Raw genomic sequence first — 21,670 nt, forward strand, 5'->3', positions numbered from 1 at the left:
ATATGTATCGCATCACCGTGCTTTTACTCAAGATTCTGGCGCTTGTTTCAGTGACCCCAATGGTTGGTTGCGTCACGTTGTCGCCGTTCTCGACGATGACCAAGCTCGACCTCACGCTGATTGCCAGCGATCAACTCAATCTGGATTTGAATGGGCGGCCATCTCCCGTAGTGGTGCGTTTGTTTGAGCTAAAGCATCCGGTGGCCTTTGAAAACGCGAACTTCTTCAGCCTTTATGAACGTGCTGGCGAATCTCTGTCAGCGGATTTGCTCGCCAGCGAAGAGTTGGAGTTGCGTCCAGGAGAAACCATCAGGCTCAGGCTCGACATTGCAGGCGGCGGTCGTTACGTCGGTGTACTCGCAGCGTATCGTGACCTGCCGCAGGCACAGTGGCGCTACACGCTGCCAGTCGCCGCGGTTCGAGTGACTGAAGTGAGCCTGGTCCTTGATCAGGACGGCATCGGCAACGCTCCTGTAAGCCTCGCCAGGGCAGCCGACCTATGAGTCACGATAAAGTCATCTGGCAGGAAGGGATGTTACTGCGACCCCAACATCTGCAGCACAACGATCGATATTTCGATCACCAACTGAAGGTTCGCACCCAATTGCTGAGCGCTTACGTCTGGGGCTTCCTGGCGCTGGAGATAGATGTGCAGTTCCTCAACATGAGCCGGCTGGTAATCAGCAAAGCTTCGGGCGTCCTGCCAGACGGCAGCTTGTTCGAACTGGACGGTAATACCGAACCGCTAGTTTTGGAGGTGCCCCCCAATACCTGTAACACGCCGGTCTATCTAGCGCTGCCACTGATGACCGGCAATCACATCGAGTCCCGGCGTCCAGGGCAGACAGAAGTGTTGGCGCGCTATACCAGCTATGAAATGCAGGTGACTGACTCCAATGCCGAAGATGCTTTTAGCAGCCAGGTCAGCTGCGGCCGTCTGAACTTTTGTCTTCTACTGGGTGAACAGAAGAGTGACCAGGTTTTCGTCAAACTCAAACTCTGCGAGGTGCTTGATACGACACCCGATGGCGTGATCAGGCTCAATACGGATTTTGTTCCTACGTTCATCCAGATTAAATCGTCCAGCTATCTGTCGTCGTGTCTCAAGGAAGTCATAGCCATGCTCGGCCACCGGGGCGAGAGCCTCGCTGAGCGGATTCGCTCCAACGGGAAAATGGGCGGTGCGCAAGTCGGTGATTTCATGATGCTGCAGATGATCAATCGCACTGAATTATTGCTGCGCCATTACCAAGACCTGGAGCAAGTTCACCCCGAAACGCTATATCGGACGCTGTTGGCTGTGCTGGGGGACTTGGCGGCGTTTTCCACGGATAGCAAGCGCCCGTCGTTTGACAACCGCTACCAGCACAGTGACCAAGGCGTGTGCTTTCGGGGCCTGATGCAATCAATTCGCCAAGTATTGTCGATGGTGCTCGAACAGCATGCCATCGAATTGCAATTGCAGGTTCGCCAGTACGGCATCAGCGTTGCGCCGATGCATGATTTTTCTCTGCTGGACTCGGCGTCATTCGTATTGGCAGCGAGCGCCAGTTGTGACAGTGAGGAGTTGCGCCGTCGCTTGCCATCGCATCTGAAGATTGGTCCGGTGGAACGCATTCGCGAACTGGTGAACTTGCATTTGCCGGGTATCAAGATCAGACCCTTGCCGGTGGCGCCGCGGCAGATCGCGTTCCATGCCAACAAAACCTACTTCATCCTCGAACCCACTGCCGAAGACCTTGTTCATGTAAAGCGCTCAGCAGGCTTTGCATTTCATCTTTCCGGCGAGTTCGGCGAGCTTGAGCTGAATTTTTGGGCCATCAGGAATTGACCGAAATGGATAAGGAAAATCCTCACGACGAAACAACTGTTCTGCTCGATCATCACGGGCGCCTTCCTGCTTCGGGGCCACTGACCGATGCTGTTGCGCCGCCGCTCATTAAGCAGCTGGAAGAGCGGATGATTTATGCCGCCTGCCAGCCTCGATCCCGAATTTTTATCACCAGCCTCAATCCCTTGGTCGCGGCCGCCTCCGGGTTGTTGGCGCAAGTGGTATTGCTCAAGCAGGGGCGCGATCGCGCCGAGCTGAACACGCTCAAGCAAGAGCTTTCCCTGGAATTGAAGAAGTTCGAAGCCCAGGCGTTGAGGGGAGGCGTTGAGGAGAGTCAGTTAGTTGCCGCCCGCTACGTGCTGTGCACTGTGCTTGATGAAGCAGTGGTGGTCTCGTCGTGGGGGCATGGGAGTGGCTGGTCGCAGATTAGCCTGCTGAGCAGTTTTCACAACGAAACTTTTGGTGGCGAGAAGGTCTTCCAACTGATTGATCGCCTGTCAAAAGATCCCGTCAAGCATTTGCACATGCTGGAGTTGTTATATCTGTGCCTGTCCCTTGGCTTTGAAGGCATGTACCGGATCAAGTCCCGCGGAGCACTTGAGCTCGAAGGCATCCGTGATGCCCTGTACCGTTCCATCCGCCAGGTACGTGGCGACATTTCTCAGCAATTTTCACCTCGTTTGGAGAGCTTTGTTGGCGTGCAGCATAGGCCCGTGCGCATTGTTCCTGCCTGGGCAGTGACGATTTTCACGTTGGTCTTTCTCGGAGTGATGTACTCGGGCTTCGCCTGGGTATTGGAAGAACAACGCGCAAACATACTGCAACTCTATCAATTGCCAGAGCCGGTTGTTGTTCAGCCGCTGCCTTAAGACAGGGACGTGTCATGAAAATGTTTTTCAGGGAAATCGAGGCCTGGTTGCGTCGGACTTGGGTCTGGACACTGTCATGCGTACTTTGCGTGGGGTTGTTGGTGTGGTTCTTCGGACCGCTGCTGGCGGTAGACGATTACAAATTCTGGGCGAGCCCGACGGCACGTCTCTTGACGATCTGCGTATTGTTCCTGGGGTGGGGCCTGGGCATGGTTTTGTTCAATGAGCGCGCTGATTCGAATAAGAAACCCCAACAAACCGACGCGCAATCGCCTCGCATTTTCGACCAGACCCGATCTGACGATGAGCGACGCGAACTGCGCTCGCGCTTCAGGCAAGCCCTGAGAGTATTAAAGACCTCGAGTCTTTACCACGACGAACGCGAGCGCAATGACTTGCCGTGGTATTTGCTAGTGGGGCCACTCGCCAGTGGCAAGACCAGTTTGCTCCGAAGCTCCGGTTTAGATTTTTCACTTAACCGGCTTGATAAAAAAACGTTGGCCGATGTGTCGGGCACGCGCAATTGCGACTGGTATTTCGCCCAACAGGCGGTACTGATCGATACCGCTGGACGTTATTTGAATCAGGCAGATACGGACGTTGACGCTAGCGCTTGGAATGTACTGCTTCAACTGTTGCGCAAGTACCGTCGTGGTCGGCCGTTGAGCGGCGTATTGGTAACGGTGCCTGTCGAATTTCTATGGATGGGAAGTGAAGACGAGGTTGCCACGCTGGCCTGTCAGATACGCGGCCGTCTGCAGGAAGTTCAACGGCAACTGCGTGTCGATGTACCTATTTATCTGGTGCTGAGCAAGGCGGACAGTTTGCCCGGCTTCAGCGAGTTCTTCGATACCCTGACACGGGAAGAGAACGACCAAGTGCTGGGAATGAGTTTTAGCCGAGACCAGCGCGGTAGCGACTTGGATGTGTTGCGAGCCGAGTTCGAGGCGCTGCTGCATAGACTCAACAGCCAGTTACTCATGCGATTGCACCAGGAGCGCGATATCGGACGTCGCGGGCTGATTCTGGATTTTCCACAACGGCTGGCACAGATCGGTCCTAATATGTGCTTGCTGGTCGACCTGGCTTTTAATGGCGATGCCCGCCCGCTCCGCGGTGTTTACCTGACCTGCGCGTCGCCGCCGCCCCGTCTTGTGGCATCGACTGGTCCTGACCATGCAAGACCTCGAGTTTCCAGCGATGCGCTGCCGTCGCGTGAAGGCCACAACGGCCGATTTATTCACCACCTCTTCACTAGGATCATTTTCCCGGAAGCCGGGCTGGCGAGCCCTGATCGGCGCGATAGAAGGCGTCTTTATTGGGGGCAGCGCGCACTGTATATCGGAGCGCTGACAACCCTTGGCCTTTTCGGGCTGTTATGGGCGAACGGTTTCTCAGCCAACCACCAACGTCTGGAGTCCCTGCGTACGATGGCACAACGCTGGGATCAGCAGCGTTCGGCCCAAACCGCCATTGATGATTCGATGGCGATGCTCGAGGCGCTTGATATCCGTTTCGAGGCCACAAAGGTTTTCCCTCCTGCGAAAGCGGTGCCTTTGTACGAGCGCATCGGTCTCTATCAAGGTGAGGCGAGCAGGTCGACGGTGCTCGGCGCATATGAGCATGAATTGCTGTCACAGCTATTGCCACGCGTTGCCAAGATGCTGGAGGGGCATATTCATGACAACCTGAATGAACGCGAGCAACTGCTCAACAGCCTGCGCGCATATCTGATGCTTGCCCAGCCCGAGCGCCGCGACAATGCATGGCTCAAGACACGGGTGGCCCGTGAATGGTCACAGAGATACCCCGGTAATACGGGATTACAGAGCGGATTGCTTGCCCATTTCGAGCGTCTATTGGAGCAACCGTTCATTCATAGCCTCAACGATTCGTTGGTGGTCCAGTCTCGGGAGACGCTGCGCAGTGAGTCGTTGGCGACTGTCGTCTATCGAATGCTTCGCGAGCAGGCCAGCCATCTGCCGCAATATAGGCTCAGCCAGCACCTGGGTCCGCAAGGATCACTGCTGGTGGGTGCTGATCATCTCATTCCCGGGTTCTACACCCGTCAAGGGTACGAGCAATACTTCTCCGTTCAGGGCATGACGCTGGTCACCGGACTGCTGCGTGACAACTGGGTCCTGGGTGGGGACGGAAGCCTTAGCGGCATGGATTTGCGTCGTCTGCGGATCGAGTTGGAGCAGTTGTATTTTCATGACTACGCCGACGTCTGGGGCGAAGCGATCGGTCAGGTAGGGTTGCAACCGGTCCGAGGCGCAGGCGAGGCTGCCGAGCAACTGGTGGGCTTGACCTCAGCTCATTCACCCGTCCTGCAACTGCTGGTACAGGTGCGTGAAAACACTCGGATCCCGAGCGTTGCCGAGCGCATCGAGGATGCTGCGCAAGTGGCTGGGAACCCTATTCAGCTTGCAACAATCGCCAGTAAGGTCTCCGGTTCGGTGGCAAGAGATTTGCCGGACACTGGCCAGAAAGCCTTGCAGCGGCGCTTTGAGCCGTTGCACCGTCTGTTGGACGCTGATAACGGTCCTGCAGCTGACCTGACCCTGGCCCTGCGTGCCCTGGAGGACACCCAATTGCAGATGGCAAGCTTGGCACGTGCTAGCGCACCGGAGCATGCCGCATTTGAACTGGCTAAAAGTCGAATGGGCGGCCAGCGCGATGCCTTGAGCAATCTGCGCAGCGCGTCGGCACGTTTGCCACGCCCGATCAGTGGTTGGTTTAGCGGGTTGGCCGAGGATAGCTGGCGCTTGGTGCTCAGCGATTCATACCGCTACCTGAACCAGCGTTATCAAAACGAGCTGTACAGTTTTTACGGTAAGGCAATCAATAAGCGATATCCCTTCAGCGCCCTCAGTGTCAGCGACGTAGCGATTAGCGATTTCCGGGAGTTTTTCAAGGATCAGGGCGTTGTCGACCGATTCTTCGAGAGCTATATGCGTCCTTTCGTAACTGGTCAGCCGGGGCACTATCGACTGCTTAGCGTTGACGGCCAGAGCTTGCCCATGTCCAGGGCTTATCTAGATCAGATGGCGACTGTGCATACCATTCGCCAGAGTTTTTTTGTGGATAATCCTGCTGAGCCCCAAGTTCAGTTCAAACTAGAACCCTACACACTTGACCCGGCAGTGAGCCGATCCGAATTTCGCTTTGGCGACAAAATACTGGAGTACCGCCACGGTCCTATACAGCCCATGACCTTCACATGGCCGATCGAGGCGCAGGATGGCCGGGCATCTCTTTTGTTGGAGAGAATGGCTGGAGGGCGCGGTATCGGCATCGAGAAAAATACCGGGCCGTGGTCGCTGTTTCGTTTGCTCGACATTATGCAAACCGAATATCTGACGGGTCGCGACGTACGCGTGCTCAAGGCCGATCTCGGCGGCCTGCGAGCGAACTACTTATTGATGAGCCAGCGCACGCCGAACCCCTTTGACATGGCCGTGTTACGGACATTCAAAATGCCGGTACAGCTCTGATGCATGACGCCAGCCGCTGGCGTAGCGCCGCGCGTACGGACCCTGGAAAGGTCCGCCCAAGGAACGAGGATACTTTCCTGGACTGCCCGGAGCGGGGGTTATGGGCGGTTGCCGACGGGATGGGTGGTTATCCGGGCGGCGATATTGCCAGTCACTTGATTGTAGCCAACCTGGCCGAGCTACCTCTTTGCCCAGATATCGGGCAGCGCTCGAGAGCCGTGCGCGAATGTCTGCACTGGACCAATCGGCGGTTGAGCCAGGAACTGACCGTCACGGCTGAAAATCCACTGGGTACCACAGGAAGCACAGCAGTGGTGCTGCTGTTGGAAGGCAATCGTGCCGTTTGTATCTGGGCAGGCGACAGTCGTTGTTACCTCTGGCGCGGACAACGGCTCTATCAATTATCCAAAGACCACTCGCTGCGCCAGCGACTGATCGATGAACAACACTTCAGCCTCGACGAGGCAGATGCCCATCCTGCGGCCAAGGCGTTGACCCGTGCGGTGGGTGCCTCTCCAGAGTTGAAGTTGGAAGTGCTGGAACTGAAAGTCCAGCGCGGCGATACGTTCCTGCTGTGCAGCGACGGCTTGTATCAGGAAGTCAGCAGCGCAGCGCTCGGTGACGCAATGGGTTTGAGTTCGCCGCACCAGATAGTGGAGCGTCTCTTTGCAGGCGCTCTGATTGGTTCGGCACGGGATAATCTGACGGCTGTGGTGATCTGCAGTTGAATAACCCTACCGTGACTCCAGACATCCCAAGTGTTGGCCAGGACCGTCCCATTTGTTTTGCCGTTGCATCATCCGCTGCGATACCGGGCCAGCAACACGTCGGCGACGTACCGAAAATATTATCGGGACGTTATTGTCTTGAACGCATGCTCGGGGCGGGCGGTATGGGAGTCGTGTATCGCACCCGAGATTTGCTGTACGAACAATTCGGAGACCCAGATCCGTACATTGCGCTGAAAATGCTCAGGGAGGACTTTGACGAGTCGCCCGACGCAAGCGCACTGCTCTATAGCGAATTTGCCCTGACCCGTCGCCTGTTTCACCCCAACGTGTTACGTCCATACACTTTCGAGGTGGACGCCGTTCACAAGCAGGCGTTTATCACCATGGAGCTGATGCGCGGCTTGACCCTGGACAAATTGCTTTGTGAACGTCCACTCGGTTTGCCTTGGCCTGAGCTGAAAGCGATTGCTCTGCCGCTGCTCGATGCCATGGCGTATGCCCACCACCGAGGCGTACTGCACGGCGACGTCAAGCCTAGCAATATCATGTTGAGTGAAGAGGGGGTGCGACTTTTTGATTTTGGCTTGGGCCTGGCCGAAGAAGGCCCTCTGAAAGACTTGCCCTCCTTGAATCGGCAATGTCTCAAGGCCTGGACCCCAGGCTACGCCGCCCCAGAATTGCTTGAAGGCGCTTCCCTGTCAGCCCGCGCCGATCTCTATAGCCTGGCTTGCGTACTTTATGAACTGGCATGCGGCAAACATCCCTACCGGCGTTTACCTTCAAACCAGGCGCGCGATGCCGGGCTGGAGCGCCAACTCAAGGCACCGCGCAACCTGCCCAGGCGCTGTTGGCCGTCGCTGCGTACGACGTTGGCCTTCGATCCCGAACGGCGCAGCCTCAATGCGGCGCAACTTCGTGAGGTTTGGGCGGGTGGTTCGTTATGGTGGTAGGGGCTTGCTTGCACTGAGCGCCTTCAAGGCTGCCTTGCGCTCATCCACCGGCAACCGGCCAAGGTTTTCCACCGCCGCATAAAACGCGACCCAATCCCCATTCTCACGTTCGAACAACGCCGCAAACGCCGGCACCCATTGGTCATACAGACCGAAGGGCAGTAGCCGTGCGTTGTTCAGTGGCGCGTAGACCCACGCGTCGTAGCGCTTGTCACCCGCCCACTGGGTATCGCGCATTTGCGCGTAGTCAGCGCGCAAGCGTTCGAATTGCGCAGCCTTGCGCTGGCGCATCTGTTCGTCCGGCAGCGGTTGGGCGTAGAGGGTTTCCAGCCGCTGGCGGGTGTCGAGGATCAGTTGGATGAATTGGTCGCGTTGGCGCACCTTGTTGCCATTGTCCGGCGCCAGCCCGCGATGGGCGCGCCATTGCCTTGTGCCTTGCTCCTCGACGAAGGTGGCAAAGGATTCGTTGAATTCCGTGTCGTCCTTTACGTAGACCCGCTGGTGCGCCAGTTCATGAAAGATCAGCGTCGCCAGGCGCTCGTCGCCCCAGTGCAGCATCGAACTCAGGATCGGGTCGTTGAACCAGCCCAGGGTCGAATAAGCCTCCACGCCGCCAATCGATACATCCATACCCTGCAAGCGCTGCAACGCGGCCTCGCCTCGGGCGGCGCTTTGGCTGTAGTAGCCGCGATACGCGACGCAACCGGCGATGGGGAAGCAGTGGTTTTGCGGTGCCAGGGAAAATTCCTGCGTGGCGAAGACATTCCAGACGACGAAGGGGCGATCGATGTCCGCGTACAGGCGATAGCTTTTGTTGTCGGGCAGGTGCAGGTGGGCGCTGGCGAACGCCCGGGCCTCGCGTGCCTGGGCCAGATGGGCGCGCAACGTTGGGTCGCGGGCGGGGTCGGCGATGACCCGGTCGATCGGCTCGCGGGCTTGCAGCAGTCGCAGTTGTCCGCTGGCGAGCTGGCTGTAGTAGCTGACGCTGGAGCAACCGTTGAGTAACAAAAGCACGAGGGCGGGAAACAAAATCCGGAAAACACGGTCGAGTAACCGATGGCGTGAACGCTGCCTGATCAATTGGAATCACCCCGGGAAAGTCTGCCCCAAGACTATCCCGCTTGCCCGGAGCTTCGCTATGCGCATGTTGATGCTGACGAGTGGCCTGTTGCTGCTGACCGGTTGTGCCGGTTTGCCCGATCCTGATCCGTCCCAAGCGTGGATCGATCTTGCAGACCATCAGAACACGGCGTTGCAAGCGTTGGAGGTCGACGCCAAGGAATCCATCGACCGGCGTTATTTCGAAGTGCAACCCGGCAGCCATGAGCTGACGGTGCGTTATCAATTTGCCGTGGAGCCGGGCAACATCGGCCCGGATGCCGAGCCGCTGTGGCGTGATTGCCGGTTGAACGTGAAATTCAAAGACTTCAACGCGGGCCAGCGTTATCAACTACAGGCCGGCAGTATTGGTTTCCGTCCGTGGGCCAAGCTGTATGACCAGCAGCGCAAAGTAGTGGGCCAAGGCACGCCAGCGGGCTGCCAGCAAAGCTGATCGGCGCTATGCTCAGGGCCTGACTTCAGGAAATCACCATGCGCCTACCCACGCTGTTATTGGCTCTCATGACTTTGAGCGGGTGTGCAACGAGCCCATTGCCCGAGATCGACCCGAACATGGCCTGGGTCGATTTCGCCACCCCAATGCCGGGTGGAAAATTGGTGATGGCTGAAAGGCTGGATGGCCAGCGATTGCGGGACGGGCGATTTTTCCAGGTTTCGCCGGGTAGCCACGAATTGGAGGTGCGCTTCGATTTCGAGGTGTTCGGCGGCGGCGGTGGGCTGGGCATGATGAGCGAACCGAAAGAGCGGTTGTGCTACCTGATCATACGTTACGACCATTTCGAGGCCGGCCAGCGTTATCGTCTGGAGGCTCGCAACCTGGCGTATTCCCCCAGCGCCCGGCTCTATAACGCCAAGCGTGAGATCGTTGCCGAGGATCGGCAAGCCAATTGCCTGATGTAGCGCGGCCTAGCGGTCGTTCTTTTGGTAGATGATTTTTTTGCTGCCGTTCTCGCAGCTGCCCACCACCATGTTCTGGTCATGGACTTCATCATTGGTGACGATTTCCAGCGTATAGGACGCCACGCCCTGAGCCTGGATCTTGGCTTCGATCTCGGCCTTGAGTTCTTCGCAGGGCTTGGGTGCCGCGAGGGTCGAAGTGGCCAATGCGCAACCGATGACTGCCAGGGCGAATCGTTTCATGCTGGAATTCCTCGATACAGCGCGCACTGCCTGTGCGCTGAAACTGCAGGCCTGCATTCGATCATAATTGTCTTCGGGTAAATAGATGCCCATAAAGAAGACCGCAGCCTGGAGGCTGCGATCTTTTCATTTCATCAACTCACCAGCGTGGCATCCAGGGTGATCTTGGCATTGAGAACCTTGGAAACCGGGCAACCTTCCTTGGCTTTATTGCTCAGCTCTTCGAATTGCTGCTGGCTGGCGCCGGGAATCTTGGCCTTGAGAATCAGCTTCACCGCCGTAATCGCAAAGCCGCCGTCAACCTGGTCCAGTGTGACTTCGGCGTTGGTGTCGATGCTGTCGGCCTTGAGCCCGGCGTCGCCGAGGATCATCGAAAATGCCATGGAGAAACAGCCCGCGTGGGCCGCGCCGATCAATTCCTCGGGGTTGGTGCCCTTGCCGCCTTCAAAGCGTGCCTTGAAGCCATAGGGCGCTTCACGCAACACGCCGGTTTCCGTGGAGATCGAGCCGATTCCGGTCTTCAGGTCACCTTCCCAGTGAGCCGATGCTTTCTTGACGATAGCCATGTGTGCCTCCTGTTGATCCGGCGCGAGGGTTCGCGCCTGGGTATTTTTCAGTGCCAGGATTGTGAGGATAGACCGACCGATAAAGTTCATCCGGTCGATTAGCCGACTAATTTGGTAGGAAAATTCTTCACTACTATTGAAACTCGGGTATATGCCCACATTGCATGTAGCACACCTATAGAAACGGCAGGCTTTCGTCCGTAGGAAAGCTCATACGCCGTTGGAGATGCCGGCCCATGAAACAGCTATCCGAAGTTAAATTCTCTACCCTTGACCTTGTGCCCGTTCGTGCTGACGGCAACGCCGCCCAGTCGCTGCGCAACTCGCTGGACCTGGCGCAGCACGTGGAAAAGTTCGGCTACACCCGATTCTGGGTGGCCGAGCACCACAACATGGACGGCATCGCCAGCTCCGCGACCGCGGTTCTGCTGGGTTATCTGGCAGGGGGCACTTCGACCATTCGCGTGGGCTCCGGCGGGGTAATGCTGCCAAATCACGCGCCGTTGGTAATTGCCGAACAGTTCGGCACGCTTGAGAGCCTCTTTCCGGGCCGGATCGACCTTGGGCTGGGACGCGCGCCCGGCTCCGACCAGATGACCGCCCGGGCGCTGCGTCGCGAGCGCTCTGGCAGCGCCGATGATTTCCCTGAAGATGTGACCGAACTGATGCGCTATCTCGGCCCGCGAACGCCGGACCAACGCATCATCGCCATGCCCGGCACCGGGACCAACGTGCCGGTGTGGTTGTTGGGTTCAAGTTTGTTCAGCGCGCAGCTGGCCGGTGAGCGTGGTTTGCCGTACGCCTTCGCCTCGCATTTCGCACCGCGTTTCATGCACGAGGCGATCCGCATCTACCGTAACCATTTCAAACCGTCGGCGGTTCTCGACAAGCCCTATGTCATGCTCGGCGTGCCGCTGGTGGCGGCGGACACCGACGAGCAGGCCGACTACCTGGCGACCTCGGTGTACCAGCGGATCCTCGCGTTGATGCGCGGCCAGAGCCTGGTGCAACGTCCGCCCGTCGAAACCATGAACGGCCTCTGGCTGCCCCATGAGAAGGAAGCCGTTGGCGACTTCCTCGGCCTGGCGATGATCGGCGGCCCGCAGAAGATCCGCGCCAAGTTGGAGGTGCTGATTGAGCAGACCCAGGCCGATGAGCTGATTTTCACCAGTGATCTATATGAGCACGCTGATCGTTTGCACTCATATGAACTACTGGCGCAGGTGATGAAAGACTGAATCGCGAGCATGAAAAAGCCGACGCATGCGTCGGCTTTGATGTTTGAAAGAATCACTTTTTGTAGATGATTTCTTTCGCACCGCCCTCACAGGTGCCAACGACTTTTCCGCCAGCCGCTGCGCCTTTATCGACGATTTCCAGCGAATAACCTGACACGCCCTTGGCGTCCAGCTTCGCTGCAATTTCGCTTTTCAACTCTTCGCAGGGCTTACCAGCCGCAAACGCACCGCTCGCAAGGCTCAGCAAACCCAGGGCCACCATCAACTTTTTCATCGCTCGCACTCCTTGGTCGGATCATAGGACAGCTATGAGACAGGGCGACGCGCTGATTCGATAGCGCATCGCCATTCCCTATGGCACTCCGCCAGTGCGCTTAGTTCACCGAGCATCAGCTATTGGCGATCCGGAATCCGACCTTGATGGTCACCTGGAAATGCGCGGCCCGGCCGTTTTCGATGTGGCCGCGGGTTTCCGTGACTTCGAACCACTCCAGATGCTTGAGGCTTTTGCTGGCCTCGGCCAAGGCATTGTTGATGGCGTCTTCAATGCTGGTGGGAGACGAGCCGACCAGCTCGACTTTTTTGTACGTGTGATGATCACTCATGACGTTCTCCTTGGTTGTTTTTTACAGCCTAGCAGCGATTTTTCGCCTTACTTGTGTCGCCGTTTACGCTGTGAAAGTTCAGATTTACTGCACTTTCCCAAACGGTCGGAGTCCCAACTCTCACACGCTACTCAACCACTGCAGGAGAGAGCCACTATGGCCAGCACTTCGTTACGCAAAGCCTCGTTGCAAAGCATGGAAGCGGAGATCGAGAGTCTGCTCAAGTCGTTGGAAAGCCTGAAGGACGACGCCTCGGACGAGTCGCGTAAGACCCTCAAGTCGCTGAAGGCAAATGCCGAAAGCGCACTGAAACATTCTCGGCATCTGCTGAGCGATGCCTATGAAGAGGTCAAGGTGAAAACCCGCGAAACCGGGATCGCCACGCGCGACTACGCTCAAGAACACCCTTGGACCACCGCCGGTGTCGCGGTCGGGGCGCTGGGTTTGTTGGCCGCCTACTTGCTGTGCAAACGCGGCGACTGAATCGATGGGTTCAGCTCTTGCCTGAGCCATTGCGCCAATTGCCGGGCGCGCCCATCGGCGGCGCGCTTGGGCAGCCATAACGCCAACCGCGCCGAGGTTTCGCTGAAACCCCACGGCGCGGCCAGGCGACCGGCACGCAGGTCTTCGACGACCAGCGGCTCGGGGGCAATGGCCACGCCGAGCCCGGCTACGGCAGCCTCCAGCAAATAATATAAATGCTCAAAACCTTGCCCGAACTTCAACGCCTGGGGTTCAAGGGCATTTTGCCGTGCCCAGGTCGGCCAGGCCTGGGGACGCGAAGTGGTGTGCAACAGCGGTTCGCCCAGCAGCGCGCTGGCCGGCGCATCTTGCAAGTGAATGAATCCGGCGTAACGAGGGCTGATGACCGGGCCGATTCGCTCGCTGACCAGTTCATACACCTGCATGTCGGCCGGCCAGGGCGGCTCGGCGAACACCAGCAATGCGTCTAGCCCCGGGCGCCTGGGGTCCAGGTCGCCCTCGCCGGCGGACAAGTGCAAGCGCAAGTCCGGCAGGTCGGCATTGAGCCTGCCCAGGCGAGGGATGAACCAGCGCGCCAGCAAGCTTCCCGAGCAGCCCAACACGAACGGAGCGTCCGCTGTGCTTTGCGTCAGCTCTGCGCAAACGGTGCGCAGGCGCTCGAACGCGTCGGCACTGGCGTCACGTAGGCGCAACCCTGCATCTGTGAGTTTAAGGCCACGCCCATCCTTGACGAAAAGGCTGACGCCCAGGTGCTCTTCGAGCACCTTCAGTTGCCGGCTGACGGCGCCGTGGGTCACATGCAGCTGTTCTGCCGCTTGGCTTACGCTGTTCAGGCGGGCGGTGGCCTCGAAGGCACGCAGGGCGTTAAGCGGCGGTAAGTCATGGCTCATGGTATCTGTGAGTTTTCCTGACAGGTTGCGGCGATCTTATCGGTTTTCAGGGCGAGATGTCAGGGGTAGAGTGAGCCTCATTGTCTTTCTACGCATTCGCCTGGAGCGCCCGATGACCCAGTCTACGACCCCTTTCAACCTTAGTAGCGGCCCTGATGCGAACGGTATGTTCGGCGCCTTCGGTGGCCGTTATGTGGCCGAAACCTTGATGCCGCTGATTCTCGATCTGGCCCGTGAATACGAAGTGGCGAAGGAAGATCCTGCGTTCGTCGAGGAATTGGCCTACTTCCAGCGCGACTACGTCGGTCGTCCGAGCCCGCTGTATTTCGCCGAACGCCTGACCGAGTATTGCGGCGGCGCGAAGATCTATCTCAAGCGTGAAGAGCTGAACCACACCGGCGCGCACAAGATCAACAACTGCATCGGCCAGATCCTGCTGGCGCGGCGCATGGGTAAGAAACGCATCATTGCCGAGACCGGCGCGGGCATGCACGGCGTGGCCACTGCCACCGTCGCGGCGCGTTTCGGCCTGGACTGCGTTATCTACATGGGCACCACTGATATCGAGCGCCAGCAGGCCAACGTGTTCCGCATGAAGCTGCTCGGTGCCGAAGTCATCCCAGTGGTCGCCGGTACTGGCACCCTGAAGGATGCGATGAACGAGGCACTGCGCGACTGGGTGACCAACGTTGACAGCACGTTCTATTTGATCGGCACTGTGGCAGGTCCGCATCCGTACCCGGCAATGGTCCGCGACTTCCAGGCTGTGATCGGCAAGGAGACCCGCGATCAACTGCAAGCCCAGGAAGGCCGCTTGCCGGACAGCTTGGTGGCGTGTATCGGCGGCGGCTCCAATGCCATGGGCCTGTTCCATCCGTTCCTGGATGACAAGAGTGTCGAGATCATTGGTGTCGAAGCTGCCGGCTACGGCATCGAGACCGGTAAGCATGCGGCGAGCCTGAATGGCGGCGTGCCGGGCGTGCTACACGGCAACCGTACCTTCCTGTTGCAGGATGACGACGGGCAGATCATCGACGCGCATTCGATTTCCGCAGGTCTCGACTATCCCGGTATCGGCCCGGAACACGCGTGGTTGCACGACATTGGTCGCGTCCAATACACCTCGGTCACGGACGCCGAAGCCCTGGAAGCTTTCCACAAATGCTGCCGCCTGGAAGGGATTATTCCTGCGCTGGAAAGCGCCCATGCCCTGGCTGAAGTGTTCAAGCGCGCACCGAACTTGCCAAAGGATCACCTGATGGTGGTCAACCTGTCCGGTCGTGGCGATAAAGATATGCAAACCGTGATGCACCATATGGAACAATCCCAGCAGGAGAAACACTGATGAGCCGCCTGCAAACCCGTTTTGCCGAACTCAAGGAACAGAATCGCGCTGCCCTGGTGACGTTTGTCACCGGCGGCGACCCGGACTACGACACCTCGCTGGCGATTCTCAAGGGACTTCCTGCCGCTGGCGCCGATGTGATCGAGTTGGGCATGCCATTCACCGATCCGATGGCCGACGGCCCGGCGATCCAGTTGGCTAACATCCGGGCCTTGGGCGCTCAGCAAAACCTGGCGAAAACCCTGCAGATGGTTCGTGAGTTCCGCAAGGACAATACTGATACGCCGTTGGTGCTGATGGGTTATTACAACCCGATCCATCGTTATGGCGTGCAGCGCTTCATTGGCGAGGCGCTGGACTCCGGAGTCGACGGCCTGATCGTCGTGGACATGCCGCCCGAGCACAACAGTGAACTGTGCGAACCGGCCCAGGCGGCTGGCCTGGACTTCATCCGCCTGACCACGCCGACCACCGATGACGCGCGCTTGCCGACGGTGCTCAACGGCAGTTCGGGTTTCGTGTACTACGTGTCGGTGGCGGGCGTAACCGGTGCCGGTGCTGCGACGCTGGAGCATGTCGAAGAGGCCGTCGCACGCCTGCGTCGCCATACCGATTTGCCGATCAGCATCGGTTTCGGCATCCGCACGCCGGAGCAGGCGGCGGCCATCGCACGACTGGCTGATGGGGTGGTGGTTGGTTCGGCGCTGATCGACCATATCGCCAGCGCCGATACGCCGGAGCAAGCGATTGATGGGGTGTTGAGCCTATGTGCTGCCTTGGCTGATGGCGTGCGCAAAGCGCGTATCGACTGATTCGGATCAGCATCAAAAAAGGGGTTCAGAACTGGGTTCTGAACCCCTTTTGTTACTTTAGGAGTGTTTCGTCAGGGTAGCTCCAACCCGCCTCCGGCCTTGTGCAGCTTGCGCAAATGCTCGCCGATCGCTTTCACATTGGCCTCGCTTGCAGCAATTTCAGCGGCGCGGCTCGGTTCCAGCAACGCCCGGACTTCCTTGTCCAGATCACCTGTCAGTGTTTGCAGCTGTTTCTGACGCAAGCTGCTTTCGGATTCCAGGCGCTGCCACTCGCTGGGTTGCGGTAACCCGTAGCCGCCGGTGCCTAGCAGTTCAGCCGGACGGCTCAGGAAGCCGCTGTTGGCTAGAATCTGTTGCAACGTCGCGTTAGCCCGTTCCATGCCGCCGTTCTGCAGTTCACGGGCTCCGAGGTAGCGTTGTTTGACTTCATCCTGCGCCAACAACAATTGTCGACGATAGCTGGCCTGTTCCAGCAGCAACAATGCTGCGCTGGTGCGCAGGTCGGCCTGTTCGAACCAGACGCGGCGTTCGGCGGCATCCAGGGCCAGCCAGTCCTCAACCGTTTGTTGCTTGATAGGCAGATGCTTCTTCAGCACCTCGAACATCGCCTGGTACCGCTCACGGAATGAGTCGAAGCGGTAGCCCAGGCGCAAGGCTTCCTTGGGATCATCCAGCACGCTGGTATCCGCCAGGCCCCGGCCCTTGAGCACTTCCAGCAGGCCGTTGGGCATGATGCTGTCCAGGCCCTTGAGCTGTTCGTTGTTGCTGCCGCTGCGCAGTAGCTTCAAGCTTTCCACGGCGCAGTTATTGGACAGGAAGTAATAACTGCCGTCGTAGCTCCAGTGCATTTCGGCGGCGTGTTCGACCGTTTCTTCTATCTCAGTGCGCGACAGGTTCAGCGGTACAGACGCCAGGCTGCGCAATTCGGTCTTGGTGTATTCATCGATCACTTGGGCGAGCGGTAGCACGAACAGGCGCGACGGGTATTTGCCCACCAGTCCGTCCCAACTCGACAACTGCACGTCGCCCACAAAAGCGCGGTACGACAGCACCAGGTGTTGGTCCAGGTCCAGGCGGCAGTCCGGGCCACGCGGCCGGTCCGGTGCGCAAATCACCAGCCGGAGCATGCTGTGGCCCCAGCGGCTGACCCAGTTCTGGTTCGCTTCGGCCAACAGGTAGTCAATGGCATAGACCCGTTCCGGATCGACCTTGCCCAGTGGCGTCTTGGCGAAGTCGTTGCCGGCATTGAGGAAGGCGAACGATTTTGCGCAGGTGTCCTTGGCGGCGGGGGCCCAACCAAAGTGTTCCTGATAATAGCGATACAGCGCGGGACGTCGGCAGGCATAGCTGGAGTCCAGGAGAAAGTACTCCATGTTGACCGCGACGAACTCCTTGGGGCTGCTCGTCTCGTAAAGGTCCGGGCTGCGGACGACTTGACGATTGTGCTGCTCCCGTTCACCGCGACGGCCGACGTATTGCGGCCAGCCCGCCAAGTCGAGCAAGCGAGGATCGTCGCTCAGTGTAAAGCGGCGATCGTTCTGGCCTCGGCATTCATCAGGCAGGCCGATCAGCCCGGCGCTGCTGTTGCGTCGAGTGCAACGCTGGATCAGCACACGCTCGGCATCCGGCCATAGACGCGAGCGGTCATAAATGTGGGTTAGTTCATGCAGGACCGTGGCGAGCATTTCCCGCCGTACCGTGCCGTGGGGGCGCTGGGTCTTCTGTGTGGCGGCGCTGCCGTCGGTGAGGCTACCCAGCAGGTTTCGGTTCAGGTCCAGCTGTGACACCAGCGAGGCCTGGCCGTAGGCATTGGCGGGCATTTGGTCGGTCCAGCCAACATCGATGCGGCGGTCCAGTCGCTCGATGAAGCGTGGCGGCAATGCCTGCATGGCTTCATCGAGCAGTGCCTGGCTGGCCTGCTGCTGTGCCGGCGTCAAGTCGTCGGCATTAAGGTGTAGCTGCAGGCCGGCCTGGGCGGTGCTGCCGATAAGCAGCATGACCCCGGCCGTCAGCCAGGCGGCGAGCCGCCTCACAATGCGAGGATGGCTTCGGCGAGAACCTGGTCACTGGCGTCGCGCGCTTCCGGCACGCGTGTACGCAAGGTATCGAAGGCGGCCTCGAGATGAGCGCCACGAATTTCGCCATTGCTGGCGACGAAGCTTGCTGCGTCGTCGTGGGCTTCGCGAACGATCTTCGAATCACGGATGGATGTGGTGGTGTCGGAAGTGAAATCGATCGTGCGCTGGGAAGCGCGAACGATGATGTTACTGGTGGCTACCAGGGTATGTGCCTGGGCCACATCGGCCAACACCAGCAGGCCTAGGGCGGCAGCAATCAGCGGGCTACGCATGGAACGACTCCGGAAAATGAAGATAATTATTGGACGAGAATTGCCTGTGCCAGTTCAAGGTCGCTGGCGTGAAGTTTTGGCTGGGTTCGGCGCATGTAGTCCAGGGCCGATTCCAACCGTGCACCTCTCAGCTGTCCGTCGCTGGCAACGAATACCGCAGCGTCATCGCGGGCGGCGACGATAAGTTTATTGTCGAAGGGCGCAGAGGTCACCAAGGATGTGGCGTAGCCGCTAGCCACCACTTGCTGGGTGGTCACATCGAAGGCGTGGGCCGGAACAGACCAGCAAAAAACCACTAGGCAAGACGCGATAAATGGATTTGGATAAAAACGCATGGTACTCGACGGTTGATGGCGAGCCGGAAGGCTAGCGCAAACCTGCGGGCCAGAGCCAGTGCTGAAACATCGGAACACCATTGCGCGCCCGATGTTTCATGTTGCCTCAGATCACCAGAATGGCCTGGGCCAGTTGCGCGTCAGTGGCGTCGATCTGGGGGGCCTGCTGGCGAATATAGTCCAGCGCACTTTCCAGTTTCACACCACGGATCGCGCCTTCGCTGGCCACGAAGCTGGCGGCGTCATCTCGCGCGGCCTGGACGATCTTGTTGTCCCGCAGTGATGAGGTTGCATCGGAGGTGACGTCGGACGTGGCCTTGAGCGCGCCAACAATGGAGTCTGTGGTAACGATGAAGCTGCTGGCGTTGGAGTGGGCGGACACGGCCAGCAGGGCAACGGCGCTGAGCAGGCGAAGACGGATCATGGTGAACTCCTTGGGAATTGAGGTTATGCGGGTGCAGGTAGCTGGAAGAAGAGACGCAGGCTCGACTCGCTTCGCCACGTTCGTATCGATATTAGGACAGAACGCGTTGGCTGACAGCCTGGAATTAACCCGTTATACCGCATGCGACTCGCACCGGCTGCGTTGTGGATAAACTGTACCTAACAATCTGTTAAATTAAATAACTGTTATGGTTTGGTCGATTTACCGGAATCTGCCCCGTAAACGACAAGACCCGTCGCGGGTTCCCGCGACGGGTCTTGTTTATTCAATTCGGTGCTGGCAGTGGACCCGGTGGGTCAGGGCCAGCGACGCTGAGTTAGCGCCAGAACGGCTTGCTCAGCTCTTCGTAACGTTGGGCTTCGCTGATACCGGCGTCAGCCAGCAGGCGCGAATCCAGACGAGCCAGTTGATGGCGGCTGGCAATGCGACGCTGCCACAACATCAGGTTGGCGATAACGCGAAGAGGCAGGGAAGCCTGGTTTTTTTCAGCTTTGTCTTCGAAAAACAGCTCGGAACTGAGTGTACGTTCCATGGTTGACATCCTTCCGCTTGTGGCGGGATTAGGTAGTGGTTTAACTGGTGCCCATGATCTGCTCGTTTGGCCAGCGACTGTAGATACAGTTCATTTGTATTGTGCGAGACCAGTTAACTGTTAAACCGTGGTGTACTGGTCGATAACGAGGCAACTGTACTTGTCGGCACCACTATGGTGCATTTCTGCTACTCATTCGTGGTTTTGTGAGAAAAGACTGTAGGAAAACACCGGTACAGCAGTACAGTTTTTTTCGGGTTGCGCGCGAGCGGTGGACTCCAATCAAAACTGTATTTGCGTTAGCTGTGTTCCAGCTGTATCAGACCGCCAACATGCGTCCGGTCTCTTCGAGGTTCAGGTGCCAACTGAGTGCATCGCGCAGGATGTGCGGCGTATGCCCACCCAAAGCGCACGCGGCGTTGAAATAGTCGTTCAAGGCCTGGCGGTAGGAAGGGTGCACGCAATTGTCGATGATCACGCGTGCCCGCTCCCGTGGCGCCAGGCCCCGCAGGTCGGCCAGGCCGATCTCGGTCACCAGGATGTCGACGTCATGTTCGGTATGGTCCACATGGCTGACCATCGGCACGACGCTGGAAATGGCCCCACCCTTGGCAATCGACTTGGTGACGAAAATCGCCAGGTGAGCATTGCGGGCGAAGTCCCCTGAGCCGCCGATGCCATTCATCATCCGCGTGCCGCAGACATGGGTGGAATTGACGTTGCCGTATAAGTCGAACTCCAGCGCGGTGTTGATACCAATGATGCCCAGACGGCGCACGACCTCGGGATGGTTGGAAATTTCCTGCGGGCGCAGGACCAGTTTTTCCTTGTACTTTTCCAGGTTTCCGAACACGTCGGCATTGCGTCGACCCGACAGGGTGATCGAGCTGCCGGAGGCGAAACTCAGCTTGCCGGCGTCAATCAAGTCAAACGTCGAGTCCTGCAAAACCTCGGAGTACATGGTCAAGTCCGAGAACGGCGAATCGATCAGGCCGCACATCACGGCGTTGGCGATGTTGCCAATCCCGGCCTGCAGCGGCCCGAGCTTGTTGGTCATGCGCCCAGCCGAAACCTCCTGTTTGAAGAAGTCGATCAGGTGATCGGCGATGGCCTGGGTGTCGCTGTCTGGCGGGGCGACGGTAGAAGGCGAGTCCCCTTGGTTGGTTATGACTATGGCGGCAATCTTTTCCGGCGGGATCGGAATCGCGGTGCTGCCAATACGGTCGTCGACTTTCACCAAGGGGATCGGCGTGCGAGTGGGGCGATAGGTCGGGATATAAATGTCGTGCAACCCCTCGAGATTCGGGTTGTGAGCCAGGTTGATCTCGATGATCACTTGCCGGGCGAAGATGGCGAAGCTGGCTGAGTTACCCACCGACGTGGTCGGTACGATATGTCCTTGCTCGGTGATGGCCACTGCTTCGATCACGGCAATATCGGGCAATTTGAGTTGGCCGTTGCGCAGTTGCTCGACGGTTTCAGAGAGATGCTGGTCGATGAACATCACCTCGCCTGCGTTGATTGCCTTACGCAACGTGCTGTCGACCTGGAACGGCATGCGTCGCGCGAGCACACCGGCCTCGGTGAGCTCCTTGTCGAGGTCGTTGCCCAGGCTCGCACCGGTCATCAAGCTGATTTTAAGCGGGGTGACCTTGGCACGCTCAGCCAGGGCGTGGGGCACTGCCTTGGCTTCTCCGGCGCGGGTAAAGCCACTCATGCCAACGGTCATGCCGTCCTCGATCAACAAGGCGGCTTCGGCAGCGCTCATCACTTTATTCAACAACGAAGGCAGGCGGATGCGATCACGGTACATGGAGGGTCGTCTCGGGCTGGAAGCTGGATGCGCAGTCTAGAGAATTCGCGCTTTGCCCGACCCGCTACAAAAGTCGCATTTAAGGCGTCTATTACGGGGGTTTCAGGCAAAACATTGTT

At 58.5% G+C, this 21,670-nt stretch carries 24 protein-coding genes; 12 read left to right on the plus strand and 12 right to left on the minus strand.

All coding sequences use genetic code 11. The features are described from left to right. The first annotated feature begins 2 nt into the window (after window positions 1-2). From tssJ to HU806_RS11030, 6 genes are all read left to right on the plus strand, one after another. The gene (gene tssJ / locus HU806_RS11005; protein ID WP_186611399.1) at window positions 3-503 is read left to right on the plus strand and encodes a type VI secretion system lipoprotein TssJ; all 501 of its coding nucleotides are present in this window, start codon (window positions 3-5) and stop codon (window positions 501-503) included. Then, window positions 500-1,831 carry a type VI secretion system baseplate subunit TssK gene (gene tssK / locus HU806_RS11010; protein WP_186611400.1) on the plus strand — a complete coding sequence of 444 codons (1,332 nt, stop codon included), beginning with the start codon at window positions 500-502 and terminating at the stop codon, window positions 1,829-1,831. Before tssJ ends, tssK begins: the two co-directional genes overlap by 4 nt. 5 nt (window positions 1,832-1,836) lie before the next feature. Next, entirely contained in the window at window positions 1,837-2,700 is an 864-nt protein-coding gene (icmH, locus tag HU806_RS11015) for a type IVB secretion system protein IcmH/DotU (RefSeq protein ID WP_186611401.1), read from the plus strand. A 14-nt stretch (window positions 2,701-2,714) separates the two neighbouring features. Further along, the gene (gene tssM, locus HU806_RS11020) at window positions 2,715-6,197 is read left to right on the plus strand and encodes a type VI secretion system membrane subunit TssM (RefSeq protein ID WP_186611402.1); all 3,483 of its coding nucleotides are present in this window, start codon (window positions 2,715-2,717) and stop codon (window positions 6,195-6,197) included. Further along, the gene (locus HU806_RS11025; protein WP_186611403.1) at window positions 6,197-6,925 is read left to right on the plus strand and encodes a PP2C family protein-serine/threonine phosphatase; all 729 of its coding nucleotides are present in this window, start codon (window positions 6,197-6,199) and stop codon (window positions 6,923-6,925) included. The genes tssM and HU806_RS11025 overlap by 1 nt, the downstream gene beginning before the upstream one ends. An 80-nt stretch (window positions 6,926-7,005) precedes the next feature. Continuing rightward, window positions 7,006-7,878: a serine/threonine-protein kinase gene (locus HU806_RS11030; protein WP_527251144.1), complete on the plus strand. Its 873-nt coding sequence runs from the start codon at window positions 7,006-7,008 to the stop codon at window positions 7,876-7,878. On the opposite strand, the gene HU806_RS11035 is transcribed toward HU806_RS11030, so the two are convergent. Continuing rightward, a complete protein-coding gene (locus HU806_RS11035) occupies window positions 7,867-8,958 on the minus strand; it encodes an aminopeptidase (protein ID WP_186611404.1) in 1,092 nt (363 codons plus the stop codon). The genes HU806_RS11030 and HU806_RS11035 overlap by 12 nt on opposite strands. A gap of 58 nt (window positions 8,959-9,016) precedes the next feature. On the opposite strand from HU806_RS11035, the gene HU806_RS11040 reads away from it, so the two are divergent. Together HU806_RS11040 and HU806_RS11045 are read left to right on the plus strand one after the other, a co-directional pair. Beyond that, window positions 9,017-9,430, plus strand: coding sequence for a PA0061/PA0062 family lipoprotein (locus HU806_RS11040; protein ID WP_186611405.1), 414 nt, complete (start codon window positions 9,017-9,019; stop codon window positions 9,428-9,430). Between the two features lie 38 nt (window positions 9,431-9,468). After that, a complete protein-coding gene (locus HU806_RS11045) occupies window positions 9,469-9,897 on the plus strand; it encodes a PA0061/PA0062 family lipoprotein (protein ID WP_186611406.1) in 429 nt (142 codons plus the stop codon). A 6-nt stretch (window positions 9,898-9,903) separates the two neighbouring features. Here the strand turns inward: HU806_RS11045 and HU806_RS11050 are convergent, their stop codons facing one another. Continuing rightward, a complete protein-coding gene (locus HU806_RS11050; protein ID WP_186611407.1) occupies window positions 9,904-10,137 on the minus strand; it encodes a DUF1161 domain-containing protein in 234 nt (77 codons plus the stop codon). A gap of 134 nt (window positions 10,138-10,271) precedes the next feature. Further along, window positions 10,272-10,703, minus strand: a complete 432-nt coding sequence (locus HU806_RS11055; RefSeq protein ID WP_186611408.1) for an OsmC family protein — start codon at window positions 10,701-10,703, stop codon at window positions 10,272-10,274. Window positions 10,704-10,939: 236 nt separating this feature from the next. Here HU806_RS11055 and HU806_RS11060 point away from each other — a divergent pair, with 236 nt between their 5' ends. Beyond that, a complete protein-coding gene (locus tag HU806_RS11060; RefSeq protein ID WP_186611409.1) occupies window positions 10,940-11,941 on the plus strand; it encodes an LLM class flavin-dependent oxidoreductase in 1,002 nt (333 codons plus the stop codon). 52 nt (window positions 11,942-11,993) lie between these two features. Here the strand turns inward: HU806_RS11060 and HU806_RS11065 are convergent, their stop codons facing one another. Both HU806_RS11065 and HU806_RS11070 read right to left on the minus strand, forming a co-directional pair. Then, window positions 11,994-12,215 carry a DUF1161 domain-containing protein gene (locus HU806_RS11065; RefSeq protein ID WP_186611410.1) on the minus strand — a complete coding sequence of 74 codons (222 nt, stop codon included), beginning with the start codon at window positions 12,213-12,215 and terminating at the stop codon, window positions 11,994-11,996. Between the two features lie 115 nt (window positions 12,216-12,330). Next, window positions 12,331-12,546, minus strand: coding sequence for a dodecin (locus HU806_RS11070; protein ID WP_003177209.1), 216 nt, complete (start codon window positions 12,544-12,546; stop codon window positions 12,331-12,333). Between the two features lie 156 nt (window positions 12,547-12,702). Here HU806_RS11070 and HU806_RS11075 point away from each other — a divergent pair, with 156 nt between their 5' ends. Then, window positions 12,703-13,029, plus strand: a complete 327-nt coding sequence (locus HU806_RS11075) for an ElaB/YgaM/YqjD family protein (protein WP_186611411.1) — start codon at window positions 12,703-12,705, stop codon at window positions 13,027-13,029. Here HU806_RS11075 and HU806_RS11080 read toward each other — a convergent pair. Next, window positions 13,002-13,919 carry a LysR family transcriptional regulator gene (locus HU806_RS11080; RefSeq protein WP_186611412.1) on the minus strand — a complete coding sequence of 306 codons (918 nt, stop codon included), beginning with the start codon at window positions 13,917-13,919 and terminating at the stop codon, window positions 13,002-13,004. The two genes, HU806_RS11075 and HU806_RS11080, sit on opposite strands and share 28 nt — an antisense overlap. Window positions 13,920-14,031: 112 nt before the next feature. Between HU806_RS11080 and trpB the strand changes: the two genes are divergently transcribed. Both trpB and trpA read left to right on the plus strand, forming a co-directional pair. Further along, a complete protein-coding gene (gene trpB, locus HU806_RS11085) occupies window positions 14,032-15,264 on the plus strand; it encodes a tryptophan synthase subunit beta (protein ID WP_186611413.1) in 1,233 nt (410 codons plus the stop codon). Continuing rightward, on the plus strand, window positions 15,264-16,076 hold the full coding sequence (trpA, locus tag HU806_RS11090) for a tryptophan synthase subunit alpha (RefSeq protein WP_186611414.1): 813 nt from the start codon (window positions 15,264-15,266) through the stop codon (window positions 16,074-16,076). The genes trpB and trpA overlap by 1 nt, the downstream gene beginning before the upstream one ends. 71 nt (window positions 16,077-16,147) lie before the next feature. Here the strand turns inward: trpA and HU806_RS11095 are convergent, their stop codons facing one another. The 6 genes from HU806_RS11095 to scpC all read right to left on the minus strand — a co-directional run bounded on the left by HU806_RS11095 (window position 16,148) and on the right by scpC (window position 21,551). Next, a complete protein-coding gene (locus HU806_RS11095; RefSeq protein ID WP_186611415.1) occupies window positions 16,148-18,109 on the minus strand; it encodes a DUF7844 domain-containing protein in 1,962 nt (653 codons plus the stop codon). Further along, entirely contained in the window at window positions 18,106-18,426 is a 321-nt protein-coding gene (locus tag HU806_RS11100; RefSeq protein WP_003187020.1) for a DUF2388 domain-containing protein, read from the minus strand. The genes HU806_RS11095 and HU806_RS11100 overlap by 4 nt, the downstream gene beginning before the upstream one ends. 26 nt (window positions 18,427-18,452) lie before the next feature. Next, complete coding sequence (locus tag HU806_RS11105) at window positions 18,453-18,761, minus strand: DUF2388 domain-containing protein (RefSeq protein WP_186611416.1); 309 nt, start codon at window positions 18,759-18,761, stop codon at window positions 18,453-18,455. Window positions 18,762-18,867: 106 nt separating this feature from the next. Beyond that, window positions 18,868-19,185 (minus strand): DUF2388 domain-containing protein, encoded by a 318-nt coding sequence (locus HU806_RS11110; protein WP_186611417.1) that lies wholly within the window; start codon window positions 19,183-19,185, stop codon window positions 18,868-18,870. 337 nt (window positions 19,186-19,522) lie between these two features. Continuing rightward, complete coding sequence (locus tag HU806_RS11115; RefSeq protein ID WP_003187014.1) at window positions 19,523-19,738, minus strand: DUF1127 domain-containing protein; 216 nt, start codon at window positions 19,736-19,738, stop codon at window positions 19,523-19,525. A 319-nt stretch (window positions 19,739-20,057) separates the two neighbouring features. After that, window positions 20,058-21,551, minus strand: coding sequence for a succinyl-CoA:acetate CoA-transferase ScpC (gene scpC, locus HU806_RS11120; protein WP_186611418.1), 1,494 nt, complete (start codon window positions 21,549-21,551; stop codon window positions 20,058-20,060). Window positions 21,552-21,670 lie beyond the last annotated feature (119 nt).

Source organism: Pseudomonas sp. SWRI154 (assembly GCF_014268645.1).
In the GTDB taxonomy this organism is placed as follows: domain Bacteria; phylum Pseudomonadota; class Gammaproteobacteria; order Pseudomonadales; family Pseudomonadaceae; genus Aquipseudomonas; species Aquipseudomonas marvdashtae.

Excerpts from the sequence above, each read along its gene's own strand:
- tssJ (WP_186611399.1), top strand. The coding sequence starts at position 3 with ATGTATCGCATCACCGTGCTTTTACTCAAGATTCTGGCGCTTGTTTCA.
- tssK (WP_186611400.1), top strand. The coding sequence starts at position 500 with ATGAGTCACGATAAAGTCATCTGGCAGGAAGGGATGTTACTGCGACCC.
- icmH (WP_186611401.1), top strand. The coding sequence starts at position 1,837 with ATGGATAAGGAAAATCCTCACGACGAAACAACTGTTCTGCTCGATCAT.
- tssM (WP_186611402.1), top strand. The coding sequence starts at position 2,715 with ATGAAAATGTTTTTCAGGGAAATCGAGGCCTGGTTGCGTCGGACTTGG.
- HU806_RS11025 (WP_186611403.1), top strand. The coding sequence starts at position 6,197 with ATGCATGACGCCAGCCGCTGGCGTAGCGCCGCGCGTACGGACCCTGGA.
- HU806_RS11040 (WP_186611405.1), top strand. The coding sequence starts at position 9,017 with ATGCGCATGTTGATGCTGACGAGTGGCCTGTTGCTGCTGACCGGTTGT.
- HU806_RS11045 (WP_186611406.1), top strand. The coding sequence starts at position 9,469 with ATGCGCCTACCCACGCTGTTATTGGCTCTCATGACTTTGAGCGGGTGT.
- HU806_RS11050 (WP_186611407.1), bottom strand. The coding sequence starts at position 10,137 with ATGAAACGATTCGCCCTGGCAGTCATCGGTTGCGCATTGGCCACTTCG.
- HU806_RS11055 (WP_186611408.1), bottom strand. The coding sequence starts at position 10,703 with ATGGCTATCGTCAAGAAAGCATCGGCTCACTGGGAAGGTGACCTGAAG.
- HU806_RS11060 (WP_186611409.1), top strand. The coding sequence starts at position 10,940 with ATGAAACAGCTATCCGAAGTTAAATTCTCTACCCTTGACCTTGTGCCC.
- HU806_RS11065 (WP_186611410.1), bottom strand. The coding sequence starts at position 12,215 with ATGAAAAAGTTGATGGTGGCCCTGGGTTTGCTGAGCCTTGCGAGCGGT.
- HU806_RS11070 (WP_003177209.1), bottom strand. The coding sequence starts at position 12,546 with ATGAGTGATCATCACACGTACAAAAAAGTCGAGCTGGTCGGCTCGTCT.
- HU806_RS11075 (WP_186611411.1), top strand. The coding sequence starts at position 12,703 with ATGGCCAGCACTTCGTTACGCAAAGCCTCGTTGCAAAGCATGGAAGCG.
- HU806_RS11080 (WP_186611412.1), bottom strand. The coding sequence starts at position 13,919 with ATGAGCCATGACTTACCGCCGCTTAACGCCCTGCGTGCCTTCGAGGCC.
- trpB (WP_186611413.1), top strand. The coding sequence starts at position 14,032 with ATGACCCAGTCTACGACCCCTTTCAACCTTAGTAGCGGCCCTGATGCG.
- trpA (WP_186611414.1), top strand. The coding sequence starts at position 15,264 with ATGAGCCGCCTGCAAACCCGTTTTGCCGAACTCAAGGAACAGAATCGC.
- HU806_RS11100 (WP_003187020.1), bottom strand. The coding sequence starts at position 18,426 with ATGCGTAGCCCGCTGATTGCTGCCGCCCTAGGCCTGCTGGTGTTGGCC.
- HU806_RS11105 (WP_186611416.1), bottom strand. The coding sequence starts at position 18,761 with ATGCGTTTTTATCCAAATCCATTTATCGCGTCTTGCCTAGTGGTTTTT.
- HU806_RS11110 (WP_186611417.1), bottom strand. The coding sequence starts at position 19,185 with ATGATCCGTCTTCGCCTGCTCAGCGCCGTTGCCCTGCTGGCCGTGTCC.
- HU806_RS11115 (WP_003187014.1), bottom strand. The coding sequence starts at position 19,738 with ATGGAACGTACACTCAGTTCCGAGCTGTTTTTCGAAGACAAAGCTGAA.
- scpC (WP_186611418.1), bottom strand. The coding sequence starts at position 21,551 with ATGTACCGTGATCGCATCCGCCTGCCTTCGTTGTTGAATAAAGTGATG.